The following is a 15,807-nucleotide window of genomic DNA, read 5'->3' as shown; positions in this document are numbered from 1 at the left end:
CTGCCGGCGGCTGTCCTCCGTCGTCCCTCAGATCATGCCGGACGGTCGGCGCGGGCGCTGGACCCGCCCGCCGCTTCGCCGGCGGCCGGGTCCGTGTCCTGGACCCGCGCGGGGGCCACGGCCTCGGCCCTGCGGCGGTGTTCGGCGGCCTTCTCCTCGTGGATCCGCGCCATCCGCAGGTGGTAGTCCGGGTTGTCCTGCTCGTAGATGTCGGGGATCCCGTCGCGGTCCTCGTCGCGCTCCTCGGCCTCCGTCAGGGCCCGGTACTTGCGGTTGCGCAGCTTGAGCATGACGCCCGCGATGACCGCCGCGATGAGGGAGCCGATCAGTACGGCGGCCTTGACCTCGTCGGTGAGGACCTCGTCCCCGGCGAAGGCGAGTTCGCCGATCAGCAGGGAGACGGTGAAGCCGATGCCGGCGAGCGAGGCCACGGCGAGTACGTCGGGCCAGGCGAGGTCCTCGTTCAGCTCGGCCCGGGTGAAGCGGGCGGCCAGCCAGGTGCCGCCGAAGATGCCGACGGTCTTTCCGGCGACGAGGCCGAGCACCACTCCGAGGGTCTCGGGGCGGGTGAAGACCTGTGCGATGGATTCGTCCGAAAGGGAGACCCCGGCGGAGAGGAGCGCGAAGAGCGGCACCGCCAGTCCCGCGGACAGGGGACGCACCCGGTGCTCGATGTGCTCGCCGGGGGAGTGCTGCTCGCCCTCCTTGCGGGTGCAGCGGAGCATCAGGCCCATGGCCACGCCGGCGATGGTGGCGTGGACCCCGCTGTTGTACATCAGGCCCCAGATGACCAGGGCGAGCGGGACGTAGACGTACCAGCCGCGGACGCCGGCGCGCAGCAGGAACCAGAAGAGGACCAGACCCGCGACGGCGCCGCCGAGCGCCGCGAAGTTCAGGTCGCTGGTGAAGAACACCGCGATGATCAGGATGGCGAACAGGTCGTCGACCACGGCCAGGGTCAGCAGGAAGGCGCGCAGCGCGGAGGGCAGCGAGGTGCCGATCACCGCGAGGACGGCGAGGGCGAAGGCGATGTCGGTGGCGGTGGGGACGGCCCAGCCGGCGTTGGAGCCGCTCCCCAGGGTGTTGACCAGCAGGTAGACGAGCGCGGGTGCGGCCATGCCGCATATCGCGGCGATCACCGGGAGGGCGGCCGCCTTGGGGTCGCGCAGGTCGCCCGCGACGAGTTCGCGCTTGAGCTCGATGCCGGCGACGAAGAAGAAGACCGCGAGCAGCCCGTCGGCCGCCCAGTGCTGGAGGGAGAGGTCCAGGCCGAGGGAGGCGGGGCCCAGGTGGAAGGACCGGACGCTGTCGAAGCTCGCGGAGACGGCGGGGATGTTCGCCCACATGAGGGCGGCGATCGCGGCCACCAGCAGCAGGACGCCGCCGACGGTCTCCGTGCGCAGGGCGTCCGCGACGAAGCGGCGCTCGGGCAGGGAGAGGCGGCCGAGCAGTTTGTGGCGGGGGGTGGGCGTTGCCACGGAGGAACCTCCGGTCGGTCGACGGCATGACACATGCAGTTGCCGACCAGACTTCCCGGCGCACCCTGAGACTTGAAGCGTCAAAATCTTGACGCTTCTCATACTTTACAGGGTCCGTCTTCGACAGGGCCCGTTCGGTCGTATCGGGTGATCTTCACCTTAAACGCGCGGAGGGCGTCCGGCGCGCTGTGCGCCGGACGCCCTCGGGGCTCGGGCCTCGGGTGGCCCGCTGCCGGTCAGTCCTCGTCGGAGGAGCTGGGCAGCTTCGTCTGGATCAGGTCCATCACCGAGGAATCGGCCAGTGTGGTGACGTCGCCGACCGCGCGGTTCTCCGCCACGTCGCGCAGCAGACGGCGCATGATCTTGCCCGAACGGGTCTTCGGGAGCTCCGCCACCGGCAGGATCCGCTTCGGCTTCGCGATCGGGCCGAGGGTGGCGCCGACGTGGTTGCGCAGCTCGGCGACCAGGCCCTCGGTCTCCGAGGCGGTGCCGCGCAGGATCACGAAGGCCACGATGGCCTGGCCCGTCGTCTCGTCGGCCGCGCCGACCACCGCCGCCTCGGCGACCGAGGGGTGCGAGACGAGGGCCGACTCGACCTCGGTCGTGGAGATGTTGTGGCCCGAGACGAGCATGACGTCGTCGACCCGGCCGAGCAGCCAGATGTCGCCGTCGTCGTCCTTCTTGGCGCCGTCGCCCGCGAAGTACTTGCCCTCGAAGCGCGACCAGTAGGTGTCGATGAACCGCTGGTCGTCACCCCAGATGGTGCGCAGCATCGACGGCCACGGCTCGGTGAGGACCAGGTAGCCGCCCCCGCCGTTCGGGACCTCGTTGGCCTCGTCGTCCACGACGGTGGCCGAGATGCCGGGCAGGGCGCGCTGCGCCGAGCCGGGCTTGGTCGCGGTGACGCCCGGCAGCGGGGAGATCATCATGGCGCCGGTCTCGGTCTGCCACCAGGTGTCCACGATCGGGCAGCGGTCGCCGCCGATGTGCTTGCGGTACCAGATCCAGGCCTCGGGGTTGATCGGCTCGCCGACCGAGCCCAGCACGCGCAGGCTCGACAGGTCGAACTTCGCGGGGATGTCGTCGCCCCACTTCATGAACGTACGGATCGCCGTGGGCGCGGTGTAGAGGATGGTGACGCCGTACTTCTGCACGACCTCCCAGAACCGGCCCTGGTGCGGGGTGTCGGGCGTGCCCTCGTACATCACCTGGGTGGCGCCGTTGGCGAGCGGTCCGTAGACGATGTACGAGTGCCCGGTCACCCAGCCGATGTCGGCGGTGCACCAGTAGACGTCGGTCTCCGGCTTGAGGTCGAAGACGGCGTGGTGGGTGTACGAGGCCTGCGTGAGGTAGCCGCCCGAGGTGTGCAGGATGCCCTTCGGCTTACCCGTGGTGCCCGAGGTGTACAGGATGAACAGCGGGTGCTCGGCGTCGAAGGCCTGCGGGGTGTGCTCCGTGGACTGCCGGCCGACCAGGTCGTGCCACCAGACGTCGCGGCCCTCGGTGAAGGCGGTGTCCTGGCCGGTGCGGCGCACGACGAGGACGTGCTCGACCTGCGGGCACTTGGTGACGGCCTCGTCGATGGCGGGCTTGAGGGCGCTGGGCTTGCCGCGGCGGTAGCCGCCGTCGGCGGTGATCACCAGCTTGGCGTCGGCGTCCTGGATGCGGGAGGCGACGGCGTCGGCGGAGAAGCCGCCGAAGACCACCGAGTGCGCGGCGCCGACTCGGGCGCACGCGAGCATCGCGACGACCGCCTCGGGGATCATCGGCAGGTAGACCGCGACCCGGTCGCCCGCCTGGACGCCCAGCTCGGTGAGGGCGTTGGCGGCCTGGGAGACCTCGTCCTTGAGCTGGGCGTAGGTGATCGAGCGGCTGTCGCCGGGCTCGCCCTCGAAGTGGATGGCGACGCGGTCGCCGTTGCCGGCCTCCACGTGCCGGTCCACGCAGTTGTACGCGACGTTGAGCTTGCCGTCGGCGAACCACTTGGCGAAGGGCGGGTTGCTCCAGTCGAGCGTCTGGGTGGGTTCGGTGTCCCAGTCCAGCCGGCGCGCCTGCTCGGCCCAGAAGCCCAGCCGGTCCGCGTCGGCCTGTGCGTACGCCGCTTCGGTCACGTTGGCGGCGGCGGCCAGATCGGCAGGCGGTGCGAACCGCCGCTCCTCCTTGAGCAGGTTGGCCAGGCTGTCAGCAGTCACGACATCTCCCTTTCCCAGAGTTTCCGTTGTCCCCGGGCATAGCTGTGTCTCCGGGCATAGCTCATCAGTCGGATGCCCAGGTGACAAGGGGTAGCCGAAAATTGGTTTAGACCTATATCACGACCGTGAGGGTCGCGGCGCAGGTCCACGGCCAGGTCCACAGCCGGTCCACGGACAGGTCCACGGACAGGTCCGCGATCCGATCCACGGCGTACGAATGGCCCCTTCCCGCTGCAGGGTGCGGGAAGGGGCCAACAGCTTGCACGGATACGGGAGGCTATCGGTTCGAGCCGGCCGTGGATCAAACACTCTGGCCGACGCTGTCGAAAACCCGACAGTCGAAGAAGTCCTCTCCCTCGGACAGCAGATAGGCCTGCGCCTCACCCACGTGGAAGTACATCCCGTGCAGCTCCAGCGTGCCCTCGGCGAGCCGGCGGGCCACCGATTCGTGGGCCCGCAGGTGCTCCAGCTGCTGCACCACGTTGGTCAGGCAGAGCTGTTCCACGGCGTCCGCCGGGAGCCGCCCGGAGATCCGGGCCCAGGCGTGGTGCCGGCTGCCCATCCGCTCCAGGCTGGGCAGGCCGTGCCGCAGCCAGCGCGTCAGCGGGGTCATCGGGGCTTCCGCGTGGGAGTTCAGCAGGGCCTGCATGGCCCCGCAGCCCGAATGTCCGCACACCGTGATGCTGGCGACCTTGAGCACGTCCACGGCGTACTCGATGGCCGCGGCGACCGAGTCGTCGGTGGCCTCGGCGCCGGGCAGCGGGACGAGGTTGCCCACGTTGCGGACGGTGAAGAGGTCACCCGGACCGCTCGCCGTGATCATGCTGGTGACCAGACGGGAGTCCGCGCAGGTCAGGAAGAGCTGCGAAGGCCGCTGCCCCTCACGGGCCAGCCTGGCCAGCTCGTCCCGGACGCGCGGGGCGGTGTCCCGCTGGAAGGCGCTGATCCCGCTGGCCAGTTGACCGGCTCCGCGCCGGCGGGGCGCCGTCTCGGCGGCCGGGGCTCCGGACGCGCTGGGGACCGTACGCGCGACCGTGCCGCCGGGGCCCGCCGCCAGGGCGGGGGCGTGTACCGCGCGGTGGTCGCAGTGGTTCTGCCAGGGCGTCCAGGGCCGGCAGCAGTGGTGCGCCCCGCGCCCGGAGTCGCTGCGGTGGTGGCCGCTGCCCGCACCGGACTTGGAGCCGGTCCGGCCGTGCCCGGCGGGGGAGGAGACGGGACTGGGGGCCGGGCCGGGCACCGCGCCGGAGGGCGGGTGCGGGTCCGCGCCGGGGGCCCTTTCGGTGCGCGCGTGCGCACCCGCGTCGGCGTCCGTGTCCGTGGCGGCTTGCCCGCCCCTGTCCGCTTCCGGACCCGCTTCGGCGGCCGTGGCCGCGTCCGGACCGGGGCCCGCGAGGGCCCGTCCGCCCCGGCCGGTGAGTTCCAGCGATCCGCCGTGCGCGAGATGCGAGTTCTGCCAGTCCTGCAGGGCCTCGTAGGCGGCGTGGTCCATGAACGAGCCGTCCAGCTCGACCACCACGTGCCCGCCGTGGGGGACCTGGCTCAGCACCCGGCTCAGCCGCGGGACGGCCAGGAAGGTCAACTGGCCGCGGGCGCAGACCTGGTGCCCGCCGTCCAGCTCGGCCAGCGTGATCCGGGTCCGGGCCAGCCGGCGCAGGGCCAGTGCCACGGCGACCGCGATCCCGACGGCCACGCCCTCCAGGACCCCGCCCAGCACCACTGCGGCGATGGTCGTCGCGTAGACCACCGCCTCGCGGTGCCGGGTGACCGTGCGCAGGTGCGTGATGCTGACCATCTGCACGCCGACGGCCATGACCAGGGCGGCCAGCGCCGCGAGCGGGATGAGGTCGAGGACGGGGACGAGGAACCCTGCGGCGAGCACCACCCACAGCCCGTGGAACATGGCTGATTTTCGGCTGACGGCACCCGATTTCACGTTGGCCACGCTGCGCACGGCCACACCCGTGACGGGCAGTCCGCCCAGCACCCCGGAGACGATGTTCGCCGCGCCCTGTCCGCGGAGTTCTCGGTCGAGGTCGGCGCGGGGCGGGCGGTTGTCCGTACCGCGCTCGGAGGCGATCAGCTTGTCGGTGGCGACCGAGGACAGCAGGGACTCCACGCTGCCGACCAGTGTGATGGTCAGGACGGCGGCGATCAGGCCGAGTACCGGCCCCTCGGGCACCTCGGGCAGTGCGTGGCTGCGCCAGGACGGCAGGTCCACCCGGGGGAGGGTGAGCCCGGCCAGTGCCGCGAAGGCGGTGGCGGTGGCGACGGCCGCGAGCGCGGCGGGCACCTTGCGCAGGGCGCGGCCCACCCGCCCGGGCAGCCTGCTCCAGCCCAGCAGTACGCAGAGCGTCAGCGCGCTCACCCCGAGCGCCGCCGGATGGGGATCGGCCAACTGGGCGGGCAGCCCGATGACATTGGCCATGGCGGAGCTCTGCGGACTGCCGCCGAGCACGATGTGCAGCTGGGCCAGGGCGATGGTCACGCCGATGCCGGCGAGCATCCCGTGCACGATCGCCGGGCTCACCATGAGCGCCGACCGGGCGGTGCGCAGGAGCGCGAGCCCGAGCTGGCAGACGCCGGCGAGCACGGTGATGGCGCAGGTGGTGCGCCAGCCGTAGCGCTGGATCAACTCGGCGGTCACCACGGTGAGTCCGGCTGCCGGCCCGCTCACCTGGAGGGGGGCTCCGCCGAACCGGCCGGCCACGATCCCGCCCACGGCCGCCGCCACCAGCCCCGCCTGGAGCGGGGCGCCGGTGGCGAGCGCGATGCCGAGGGAGAGCGGCAGGGCGATCAGGAAGACGGCGGCGGACGCGGACAGGTCCGCGGGGAGGTCCTTGAGCGGACTTCGCTTCTGCGGGCCGGCCGGGGCCGGGGCAGGGGACGAGGCGGGGGTCGGGGCCGGGGCCGGGGTCGTGGCTGGGGTCGTGGCTGTCATGGGTTCCCGTCTCCTCTGAGGAGGGATGAAGCGGCGGGAGTCTCAACACTCGGTAAATGAAAGGTAATGGAGGGTAAAGAGTCGTGGTAGGTAATGGGGGCAAATGGCCTAGAAATTAGCACTCAAGGGTGAATAAGTATTTTGTCTGGCTTGTCACACCTTCCTAAAAGCGGACCGCATGGGACGTTGCCTCGCGAAAGGTCCCGCGATGGAACTGCGAGGAAGAGGTGTGCGGATGATCGCCGCCACGAAGAAGATCGCCGGCGGCCTGGTCGCCACGGCCCTGGTCCTGTGCGCCGCCGGGTGCAGCGGTTCCGGGCCGGGCAAGCCCGGGGCCCCCGGCGGCCAGAGTGCGAAGAAGGGCCCCGCCGCCCCGGACGCTCCCGGCAGCCTCAACCGCCTCATCGGCGACGGCTCGACGGCCTACACCGGCTCGCAGCCGAACGTGCAGGCGCCGCAGAAGCTGAAGCCCGGTGAGAAGCCCCCGCAGTTCGTGGTGTTCTCGTGGGACGGCGCGGGCGAGGACAGCCAGAAGCTCTTCTCGCACTTCCGCGAGGTGGGCAAGCAGTACAACGCCCGGATGACGTACTTCCTCAGCGGTGTGTACCTGCTGCCGGAGGAGAAGCGCTCCCTCTACACCGCGCCGCAGCACTCCCCGGGCCTGTCCGACATCGGCTTCGGCGACCTCCAGGGCATCAAGGACACCGTCACCCAGGTCCGCGCGGCCTGGCTGGAGGGCAACGAGATCGGCACCCACTTCAACGGCCACTTCTGCGGCCCCGACGGCGGCGTCGGCACCTGGTCGGTGGCGGAGTGGAAGAGCGAGATCAACCAGGCCAAGTCGTTCGTCAAGAACTGGAAGACGAACGCGGGCCTGAAAAACATGGCCCCGCTGCCCTTCGACTACGACAAGGAGCTGATCGGGGCCCGCACCCCCTGCCTCGAAGGCCAGAAGAACTTCATGCTGGCGGCCAAGGACATGGGGTTCCGCTACGACTCCAGCGGCATCAGCAAGCAGATCTGGCCCAAGAAGACGGACGGGCTCTGGGACCTGCCGCTCCAGCTGGTGCCCATGCCTGGGCGCGCCTTCGACACGCTGAGCATGGACTACAACTACATGGTCAACCAGTCCGGCACGACCACGCAGGGCGACCCCTCGCAGCACCGGTACTGGGGCGACCAGATGCGCGACGGCCTGCGGCAGGCCTTCGACCGGGCCTACCAGGGCAACCGCGCACCGCTGATCATCGGCAACCACTTCGAGTCGTGGAACGGCGGCGCCTACATGCAGGCCGTCGAGGAGTCCATCAAGGGCATGTGCACCAAGCCGGAGGTCCGGTGCGTGCCCTTCCGCGAGCTGGCGGACTGGCTGGACGCCCAGAACCCGAAGACGCTGGAGTGGATGCGCACCCTCGACGTCGGCGAGGCGCCGAAGGAGGGCTGGACGAAGTTCCTCACCGCGGGGCCGCCGGCGGCCCCGGCCGCCCCGTCGGGTACGGACAAGGTCAAGCCGGCTGAGGAGCGGGCAGCGGAGCAGAACGAGGGCTGACCAGGGCCTCGTGGAGGACGAAGGCGGGGTCGATCTGGTCCGCCAGGTCGACGCCGGTCTTGGCGTTCCCCCAGCTCTCGGCGTTGCGCAGGTGGAAGTGGACCATCTGCTCGGTGTACCTGCCCCAGTCGCGGGCGGCGTAGGAGTCCTCCGCCGCGTCCTGGAGCGCCTGGAGCGCGAGCCGGTTGCTCGCCTCCAGCAGTTCGAACGAGGCCGGACGGCCCCGCTCCATCGCGCGGACCCAGTCGGAGTGCCCGAAGGTGACGAGCAGGTCCTCGCCCACCTCGTCCTGGAGGAACTCGATGTCCTCCGGGCCCTGCACCTTGTTGCCGACCACCTTGAGCACCACCCCGAAGTCCCGGGCGTACTCCTTGTACTGGCGGTAGACCGAGACTCCCTTGCGGGTCGGCTCGGCGACGAGGAAGGTCACGTCGAAGCGGGTGAACATGCCGGACGCGAAGGAGTCGGAGCCGGCCGTCATGTCGACGACCACGTACTCGTCCGGGCCGTCGACCAGGTGGTTGAGGCAGAGCTCGACCGCGCCGACCTTCGAGTGGTAGCAGGCCACGCCCAGATCGGACTCGGTGAAGGGGCCCGTCGCCATCAGCCGTACGGAGTCCCCGTCGTCGAGCGGCAGCGTGCGCGCGCAGGCCTCGTAGACCGGGTTGTCCTCGGTGATGCGCAGCAGGCGCGAGCCGGCGCCCGGCGGCGTGGTCTTGATCATGCTGTCGGCCGAGGCGATGCGCGGGTTGGAGCCGCGCAGGTACTCCTTGATCAGGGGCAGGTGCGCGCCCAGGGCGGGCAGCGCGGCGGCCTCTTCGTCGGTGAGCCCGAGGGCGGCCCCGAGGTGCTGGTTGATGTCGGCGTCCACCGCGACGACGGGTGCTTCATTGGCTGCGAGGTGGCGGATGAAGAGGGAGGACAGCGTGGTCTTCCCGCTGCCGCCCTTTCCCACGAAAGCGATCTTCATGTTCACCAAGCGTAGTGGGTCGGTTGCGGGGTGTGGTCAAGGTGAGTGAAGAAGACCACTCCAACGAGGGGTCGGTGCTATGGGTTCGCAGTGCGTAGGCTCCCTACTTATGAGTAGCGCTTCTGACCCGCTGGCGGCCCTCGGATCCCTGCCGGGGGTCGCGGAGTCCGTGGATTCCGTACGCAAGGCCGTGGACCGCGTCTACGGGCACCGGGTGATGCGCCGTCGCAGCGGCGAGATCACCTCGGAGGCCGCCCTGCGCGGCGCCCGGGGCAGCGCGGCGCTGTCCGGTGCCGACTGGGCGCTGGAGGAGGTGCGCCGACGGACCGACTTCGGGGCGGAGGACGAGGCGCGCACGGTGGGTGCCGCGCTGCGCCTGACGGCGGAGGCCGGTCAGCTGCTGAGCATCTGGCGGCAGTCGCCGATGCGGGTGCTGGCGCGCCTGCACCTGGTGGCGTGCGGGGCGACGGGGCCGGCGGCCGACGGGGCCGGTGACGTGGTCGGCCGGCCGCGGCTGGCCGGCGAGCCGGTGGACGAGCCCTTGGTGGACCTGCCGCTCCCGAGCGCCGAGGAGGTCGCGGGCCGGCTGGACGGCCTGTCCCGCCTGGTCATCGCGGGCGGCTCCGCTCCGGCGCTGGTCACGGCCGCGGTGGTGCACGGGGAGCTGCTGGCCCTGCGGCCCTTCGCCTCGTACAACGGGCTGGTGGCGCGCACGGCCGAGCGGATCGTGCTGATCAACAGCGGGCTGGACCCGAAGGCGATCTGCCCGGCGGAGGTCGGCCACGCGGAGCAGGGTAAGGAGGCCTACCTGAAGGCCTTCGAGGGGTACCTCTCCGGGACCGCGGAGGGGATGGCGGAGTGGATCGGCCACTGCGGCCGGGCGGTCGAGCTCGGCGTCCGCGAGTCGACCGCGGTGTGCGAGGCGCTCCAGCGCGGCGCGGCCTGAGGCCCTTCCGGCCAGGCGTACCGTTCCGGCCGGGCACAGGGTTGCGGCGACACCGTACTGCTCTGGTGTCGCCGCTGGCATTCACGCCCAGTTACCAAGCGTCCTCGATGGTTGCCCATCAGGCCGGGAACTTTGCCCGTGGCCTGGTGCGGCTGGCCCGTAATCGACGGGTCGACGTCGCGTGGGTGCTCGGCGTTCATGCTTCGGTCCGTGGGCCTTACTGCGTTTTAAAGATGATCCTCTCGGATGTTCTTTGGTCTCGCGGGCCGTGACTCCTTTGTACTCCGCTTCGGTGCCGAGCGAAACCCCTGGCCGGATTCCTTTACTTTCCGGGGCGACCCAGGGCGAACCGGACACCCTGTATCGCCCCAGGTAGGGACGGTCCGGTCAGGCCGAGGAGGGGGAGATCCCCGCGCGCCGGCGGCTTGCGTACCAGACGAGCCCGGCGGTGGCCGCCGCCGCGCCGACCGCCGCCGCCGCGACGAGGGCGGGCCGCGCCGGCATCGACAGTCCGGGCAGGCGCTGCTTCAGCCGCACCGGCCGGTTGAACACCAGGACCGGCCACTCCCGCGCGACGGCCTCGCGCCGCAGCGCGCGGTCGGGGTTGACGGCGTGCGGGTGCCCCACGGACTCCAGCATCGGTACGTCGGTGATCGAGTCGCTGTAGGCGTAGCACCGCGCGAGGTCGTACCCCTCGGACTCGGCGAGCTCGCGCACCGCCTCCGCCTTCGTGGGGCCGTAGGCGTAGTAATCGATCTCCCCGGTGAAGCAGCCGTCGTCGCCGACCACCATGCGGGTGGCGACGATCCGGTCCGCGCCGAGCATCTCGCCGATCGGCTCGACGACTTCGGCGCCGGAGCTCGACACGATCACCACGTCACGGCCGGCCGTGTGGTGGGCCTCGATGAGGGAAGCGGCCTCGTCGTAGATGATCGGGTCGATCAGGTCGTGCAGCGCTTCGGCGACGATCTCCCGGACCTGCTGGACGTTCCACCCCTTGCAGAGAGCGGACAGGTACTCCCGCATCCGCTCCATCTGGTCGTGGTCGGCGCCGCCGGCCAGGAAGATGAACTGGGTGTAGGCGGTCCGCAGCACGGCGCGGCGGTTGATCAGGCCGCCCCGGTAGAAGGACTTGCTGAACGTCAGAGCGCTCGACTTCGCAATGACCGTCTTGTCCAGGTCGAAGAAGGCGGCGGTCCGAGGCAGCGAGTGCGGCAAGGGCTGATTTTCCACGACCCGAGCATATGCGCCCACCATTCGGCGTAAGGTGTGGCGCGTGGGTTTGCCTGAGAAGGCTCTCGGGTACACCATGGAAGTCACGGATCGTTCGCGACCGTGCTAACCCGGTCTGGCTCCTCCCCCCCCGAGTCGGACCGTGGGGACGACCCCCGCTCTCCCCCCCGGCGGGGGTCGTCGCATGTCCGGACGCGGTTCGCGTCCCCTCATCCGGTCTTCGGCGACCATCATCTCGGCCCTCCCTCATCGACGGGCCCGCCTGGCACAGGCCTTCACCCCTCTAGACTCGTAACGCTGCGTAGTGGTTCCGCAGCGCTGTGGAACTCACCTGATGGTGTGGCGGAGTTATTCACAGGCGCCTTCTTGTCCACAGTTTTCGAGCAAGATCCACTTCTTTTTCCGGATCCCTCCACCGTGATTCCAGCCGCGAAGTCCGCGGCGAGTGGATTTGCAGTGAGAAGGGGGCGGAGATCGTGGCTGGATCGAAGTCGTGTGAAGCGCAGGCACCCGTGGTGGCCGGTGGGGGAGGGCCCCGCCGCGCCGAGGGCACCCCGCCCGGTGGCGGACGGCCGCTGATCATCACCGAGGACCCGCTGCTCCTCGACGACCTGCTGCGGCTGTGCGCCGCCGCGGGCGCCGAGCCGTACGTGCACCACGCGGTGCCGGAGCGGGGCGGAGCCGGGCCGGGGGGTACGGGGTGGGATTCCGCGCCCCTGGTGCTGGTCGGGGACGACGCCGCCCGCCGGGTGCGCGGGGCGCCGCGCCGGGAGGGGGTGTTCCTCGTCGGCCGGGACCTCGACGACCCCTTCGTATGGCAGCGGGCGGTGGAGATCGGCGCCCAGGAGGTCCTGCGCCTGCCCGACGCCGAGGGCATGCTCGTCGACCGCATCGCCGACGTGGTGGAGGGCGCGGGCAGGCCCGCGCTGGCCGTCGGGGTGATCGGCGGCAGCGGTGGGGCCGGGGCGTCCACCCTCGCCTGCGCGCTCGCCGTCCGGGCGGCCAAGGGCGGCGAGCGCACCATCCTCATCGACGCCGACCCGCTCGGCGGGGGCATGGACGTACTGCTCGGCGGCGAGAGCGCCGAGGGGCTGCGGTGGCCGGACTTCGCCGCCTCGCGCGGCCGCGTCGGGGCCGGGGCGCTGGAGGAGTCCCTGCCCGAGCTGCACGCGCTGCGGGTGCTGAGCTGGGACCGCGGGGAGCGGGTGGTGGTGCCGCCCGCCGCGATGAGGTCGGTCGTGGCAGCCGCCCGCAGGCGGGGCGGCGTCGTGGTGGTCGACCTGCCCCGGCGGGTGGACGAGGCCGTGGCGGAGGTGCTGGCCCAGCTGGACCTCGTGCTGCTGGTGGTGCCGGGCGAGCTGCGGTCGGTGGCCGCGGCGGGGCGGGTCGCCGCCGGGGTGCGCATGGTGGCCCGGGACGTCCGCGTGGTCGTGCGGGGCCGCTGTCCCGACGGGCTCGACGCCGAAGCCGTGGCGGGGCTGCTGGGGGCGCCGCTGGCCGGGGAGGTGCCGGTCGAGGTGGGGCTTCCGGGGAGGGTGGCCGAGGGGGAACCGCCGGGCGCGCGGGGCACGCTGGCCCGCTTCTGCGACGGCTTCTGGCGGCGGGCGCTCGGCTCCGCCCAGGGGGTGTCGGCATGAGCGCGGTGCTGCTGGACGCGGTGCGCCAGCACCTCGCCGAGAGCGGGGCCGAGCCCACGCCCGCCCGGGTCGCGGCGGCCCTGCGGGCACAGGGGCGGCTCCTCGGGGACGCGGAAGTGCTGGGCGTGGCGGCCGAGTTGCGCTCCGAGCTGGTGGGCGCGGGGCCGCTGGAGCCGCTGCTCGCCGACCCCGCCGTCACCGACGTGCTGGTGGCCGCCCCCGACCGGGTGTGGGTGGACCGGGGCGGCGGGCTGGAGCTGACCCCGGTGGCCTTCGCCGACGCCGAGGCCGTGCGCAGGCTGGCCCAGCGGCTGGCCGCCGTCGCGGGGAGGCGGCTGGACGACGCCCGGCCCTGGGTGGACGCCCGGCTGCCCGACGGCACCCGGCTGCACGCCGTGCTGCCTCCCGTGGCGGTCGGATCGGCGTGCCTGTCGCTGCGCGTGGTGCGGCCGAAGGCGTTCACGCTGGACGAGCTGGTCGCCGCCGGGACACTGCCGCCGGGCGGACAGCGGCTGCTGCGGGCGGTGGTCGAGGCCCGGCTGTCGTTCCTCGTCTCCGGCGGGACCGGGACGGGGAAGACCACCCTGCTCAGCGCCCTGCTGGGACTGGTCGGGCCGGGTGAGCGGATCGTGCTCGCCGAGGACTCCGCCGAGCTGCGCCCCGACCACCCCCATGTGGTGCGGCTGGAGACCCGGCCCGCGAACCAGGAGGGGGCCGGGCTGGTCACCCTCGCCGACCTGGTCCGCCAGGCCCTGCGGATGCGGCCCGACCGGCTGGTGGTCGGCGAGGTGCGGGGTGCGGAGGTGGCCGACCTGCTCGCCGCCCTGAACACCGGGCACGAAGGGGGCTGCGGCACGGTGCACGCCAACGCCGCGGGGCACGTGCCCGCCCGGCTGGAGGCCCTCGGGACGGCCGCCGGGCTGGACCGGGCCGCCCTGCACAGCCAGTTGGCGGCCGCGCTGACCCTGGTGGTCCACCTGGTCCGGGACCGGTCCGGGCGGCGGCGGGTGGCCGAGGTGCACGTGCTGGAGCGGGATCCGGCCGGGCTGGTGGTCACCGTCCCCGCGCTGCGCTGGGGCGCCCGCGGCTTCGTACGGGAGGCGGGCTGGGCGCGGCTCGCCCCGCTGCTGGGAGGTGCGCGGTGAACGCCGGGGCGCTCGGGTCGGTGCCCGTGTTCGCCGGGGTGCTGTGCGCCGGGGCGGCGGCCTGGGGGCTGGCCGGGGGTGAGCGGCAGCCCCGGCGGGCCCGGCTGGTCCTGGCCGGGGGCGGGCCGCTGGTTCCGGGCGCGCCGGCTCCCGGACGGCGGCTGGCGGCCGCGCTGCGGGTACGGGCCGCGCGGTGGCGGGAGTGCGCCGGGCTGGCGGCCGGGCTGCTGGTCGCCGCCGCGGGCGGGTCGGTGATCCCGCTGCTGCTCGGCGCGGCCTCGGTACCGCTGCTGCGGCGCTGGCTGCGGGCCAGGGAGCGGGAGCGGGCGCGCGCCGCCCGTGCCGCGGGGGTCGTGGAGCTGTGCGGGGCCGTCGTCGGGGAGCTGCGGGCCGGTGCCCAGCCGGGCAGGGCGCTGACCGTGGCGATACGGCGTACGGCGGCCGGTCCCGGCGGTCCCGGGGCGGCGGAGGCGGGGGTGCTGGCCGCCGCCGCGTTCGGCGGGGACGTGGCCGCGGCCCTGCATCAGGCGGCGCGGGAGCCCGGTGCGGGGGGACTGGCCGGGATGGCGGCCTGCTGGCGGGTCTCGGTGGACGGGGGAGCGGGCCTGGCGGCCGGACTCGACCGGCTGGAAGGGGCGCTGCGGGCCGAGCGGGACCGGGAGGAGTCACTGCGGGCCCAGCTCGCGGGGGCCAGGTCCACGACGGTGGTGCTCGCGCTGCTGCCGCTGGTGGGTCTGCTGATGGGCACCGCGCTGGGAGCGGATCCGCTGCGGGTGCTGCTGCACTCCCCGGTCGGGTGGGGCTGCCTGCTGGCCGGCGGGCTGCTGGAGGTGCTGGGGCTGCTGTGGTGCCGGCGGATCGTGCGGACGGGGGAGCGGTGATGGACGGCTCCGTGGTCCACAGGCTGGGGACGGCGTTGTGCGCGGCGGCACTGGTGTGGTGGCCGGCCTCGGCGGTGGTGGCGCGGCTGGGACGGCGGGTGGTCCGGCGCCGGACCGCGGTGCTCTTCCGGGCCGGGCCGGTGCGGCGGGGGCCGCTGTGGGGTCCGCGGGTCCGGGCGGGTGCGCTGTCCTGGGCGGGTCCGTCCGGGGCGCTGCTGGCGGGCTGGGTGCTGGTCGGCGGGGTGCCGGGGGTCCTCGTCGGGTGCGGGGCGGCGTTCGCGGTGCGGCGGCTGCTCGCGCGGGCCCGGCCGGCCGGCGGGCCGGACACGCGGGAGGCGGAGCGGCAGTTGCCGTTCGCGGCGGACCTGCTGGCGGCCTGTCTCGCGGCGGGGGCGGGCCCGGTGGAGGCGGCCGAGGTGGTGGGGGAGTCGCTGGGCGGGCCGGTGGGGGAGCGGCTGGCGCTCGCGGGTGCGGAGCTGCGACTCGGCGGCGAACCGGGCGCCGCGTGGGGGAGGTTGGCGGAGATGCCCGGGGCGCGGGGGCTGGCGGAGTGCCTGGAGCGTGCCGCGCGGACCGGGGCGCCGGCCGCGGAGCCGGTCTCCCGCCTGGCGGCGGCCCTGAGGGCGGACCGCTCCCGGCGGGCGGGCGCCCGGGCGCAGCGGGCGGCGGTGCTCGTCACCGCTCCGGTGGGGCTGTGCTTCCTCCCCGCGTTCCTCGCGGTCGGGGTGGCGCCGGTGGTGATCGGAATGGCCTCGGGACTGCTGTCGCAGCGGTGATGCGCATCGGCCGGCCCAATGGAATCAAAAACTGAAATCAGATCAAGAGCGTAATCCCACAG

11 protein-coding genes are annotated in these 15,807 nt (G+C 72.9%); 6 read left to right on the top strand and 5 right to left on the bottom strand.

Annotated features, from left to right (window positions below; genetic code table 11):
• Positions 1 to 32: 32 nt before the first annotated feature.
• The 3 genes from nhaA to ACZ518_RS15850 all read right to left on the bottom strand — a co-directional run bounded on the left by nhaA (position 33) and on the right by ACZ518_RS15850 (position 6,608).
• The gene (gene nhaA / locus ACZ518_RS15860) at positions 33 to 1,478 is read right to left on the bottom strand and encodes a Na+/H+ antiporter NhaA (RefSeq protein WP_469113623.1); all 1,446 of its coding nucleotides are present in this window, start codon (positions 1,476 to 1,478) and stop codon (positions 33 to 35) included.
• A 236-nt stretch (positions 1,479 to 1,714) separates the two neighbouring features.
• Positions 1,715 to 3,670 (bottom strand): acetate--CoA ligase, encoded by a 1,956-nt coding sequence (acs, locus tag ACZ518_RS15855; RefSeq protein ID WP_469113622.1) that lies wholly within the window; start codon positions 3,668 to 3,670, stop codon positions 1,715 to 1,717.
• Positions 3,671 to 3,971: 301 nt separating this feature from the next.
• Positions 3,972 to 6,608: a SulP family inorganic anion transporter gene (locus ACZ518_RS15850; RefSeq protein WP_469113621.1), complete on the bottom strand. Its 2,637-nt coding sequence runs from the start codon at positions 6,606 to 6,608 to the stop codon at positions 3,972 to 3,974.
• 235 nt (positions 6,609 to 6,843) lie between these two features.
• On the opposite strand from ACZ518_RS15850, the gene ACZ518_RS15845 reads away from it, so the two are divergent.
• Positions 6,844 to 8,157 carry a polysaccharide deacetylase family protein gene (locus tag ACZ518_RS15845; protein WP_469113620.1) on the top strand — a complete coding sequence of 438 codons (1,314 nt, stop codon included), beginning with the start codon at positions 6,844 to 6,846 and terminating at the stop codon, positions 8,155 to 8,157.
• Here ACZ518_RS15845 and ACZ518_RS15840 read toward each other — a convergent pair.
• On the bottom strand, positions 8,114 to 9,127 hold the full coding sequence (locus ACZ518_RS15840) for an ATP-binding protein (RefSeq protein ID WP_469113619.1): 1,014 nt from the start codon (positions 9,125 to 9,127) through the stop codon (positions 8,114 to 8,116). The genes ACZ518_RS15845 and ACZ518_RS15840 overlap by 44 nt on opposite strands.
• A 109-nt stretch (positions 9,128 to 9,236) precedes the next feature.
• On the opposite strand from ACZ518_RS15840, the gene ACZ518_RS15835 reads away from it, so the two are divergent.
• Positions 9,237 to 10,073 (top strand): Fic family protein, encoded by an 837-nt coding sequence (locus ACZ518_RS15835; RefSeq protein ID WP_469113618.1) that lies wholly within the window; start codon positions 9,237 to 9,239, stop codon positions 10,071 to 10,073.
• Positions 10,074 to 10,460: 387 nt separating this feature from the next.
• On the opposite strand, the gene ACZ518_RS15830 is transcribed toward ACZ518_RS15835, so the two are convergent.
• Positions 10,461 to 11,330, bottom strand: a complete 870-nt coding sequence (locus ACZ518_RS15830) for an HAD family hydrolase (RefSeq protein ID WP_469113617.1) — start codon at positions 11,328 to 11,330, stop codon at positions 10,461 to 10,463.
• Positions 11,331 to 11,818: 488 nt separating this feature from the next.
• Between ACZ518_RS15830 and ssd the strand changes: the two genes are divergently transcribed.
• The 4 genes from ssd to ACZ518_RS15810 are packed head-to-tail and all read left to right on the top strand — an operon-like array spanning position 11,819 to position 15,745.
• Entirely contained in the window at positions 11,819 to 12,943 is a 1,125-nt protein-coding gene (ssd, locus tag ACZ518_RS15825; RefSeq protein WP_469114001.1) for a septum site-determining protein Ssd, read from the top strand.
• Positions 12,940 to 14,088, top strand: a complete 1,149-nt coding sequence (locus ACZ518_RS15820) for a TadA family conjugal transfer-associated ATPase (RefSeq protein ID WP_469113616.1) — start codon at positions 12,940 to 12,942, stop codon at positions 14,086 to 14,088. Before ssd ends, ACZ518_RS15820 begins: the two co-directional genes overlap by 4 nt.
• Complete coding sequence (locus ACZ518_RS15815) at positions 14,085 to 14,969, top strand: type II secretion system F family protein (RefSeq protein ID WP_469113615.1); 885 nt, start codon at positions 14,085 to 14,087, stop codon at positions 14,967 to 14,969. The genes ACZ518_RS15820 and ACZ518_RS15815 overlap by 4 nt, the downstream gene beginning before the upstream one ends.
• Positions 14,969 to 15,745 (top strand): type II secretion system F family protein, encoded by a 777-nt coding sequence (locus ACZ518_RS15810; protein ID WP_469113614.1) that lies wholly within the window; start codon positions 14,969 to 14,971, stop codon positions 15,743 to 15,745. Before ACZ518_RS15815 ends, ACZ518_RS15810 begins: the two co-directional genes overlap by 1 nt.
• The last annotated feature ends 62 nt before the right edge of the window (positions 15,746 to 15,807 follow it).

This window comes from Streptomyces sp. NPDC033966 (assembly GCF_055575955.1).
This window is presented reverse-complemented; position numbering and strand designations above follow the sequence as displayed.

Excerpts from the sequence above, each read along its gene's own strand:
- ACZ518_RS15850 (WP_469113621.1), bottom strand. The coding sequence starts at position 6,608 with ATGACAGCCACGACCCCAGCCACGACCCCGGCCCCGGCCCCGACCCCC.
- ACZ518_RS15845 (WP_469113620.1), top strand. The coding sequence starts at position 6,844 with ATGATCGCCGCCACGAAGAAGATCGCCGGCGGCCTGGTCGCCACGGCC.
- ACZ518_RS15840 (WP_469113619.1), bottom strand. The coding sequence starts at position 9,127 with ATGAAGATCGCTTTCGTGGGAAAGGGCGGCAGCGGGAAGACCACGCTG.
- ACZ518_RS15835 (WP_469113618.1), top strand. The coding sequence starts at position 9,237 with ATGAGTAGCGCTTCTGACCCGCTGGCGGCCCTCGGATCCCTGCCGGGG.
- ACZ518_RS15830 (WP_469113617.1), bottom strand. The coding sequence starts at position 11,330 with ATGGTGGGCGCATATGCTCGGGTCGTGGAAAATCAGCCCTTGCCGCAC.
- ACZ518_RS15820 (WP_469113616.1), top strand. The coding sequence starts at position 12,940 with ATGAGCGCGGTGCTGCTGGACGCGGTGCGCCAGCACCTCGCCGAGAGC.
- ACZ518_RS15810 (WP_469113614.1), top strand. The coding sequence starts at position 14,969 with ATGGACGGCTCCGTGGTCCACAGGCTGGGGACGGCGTTGTGCGCGGCG.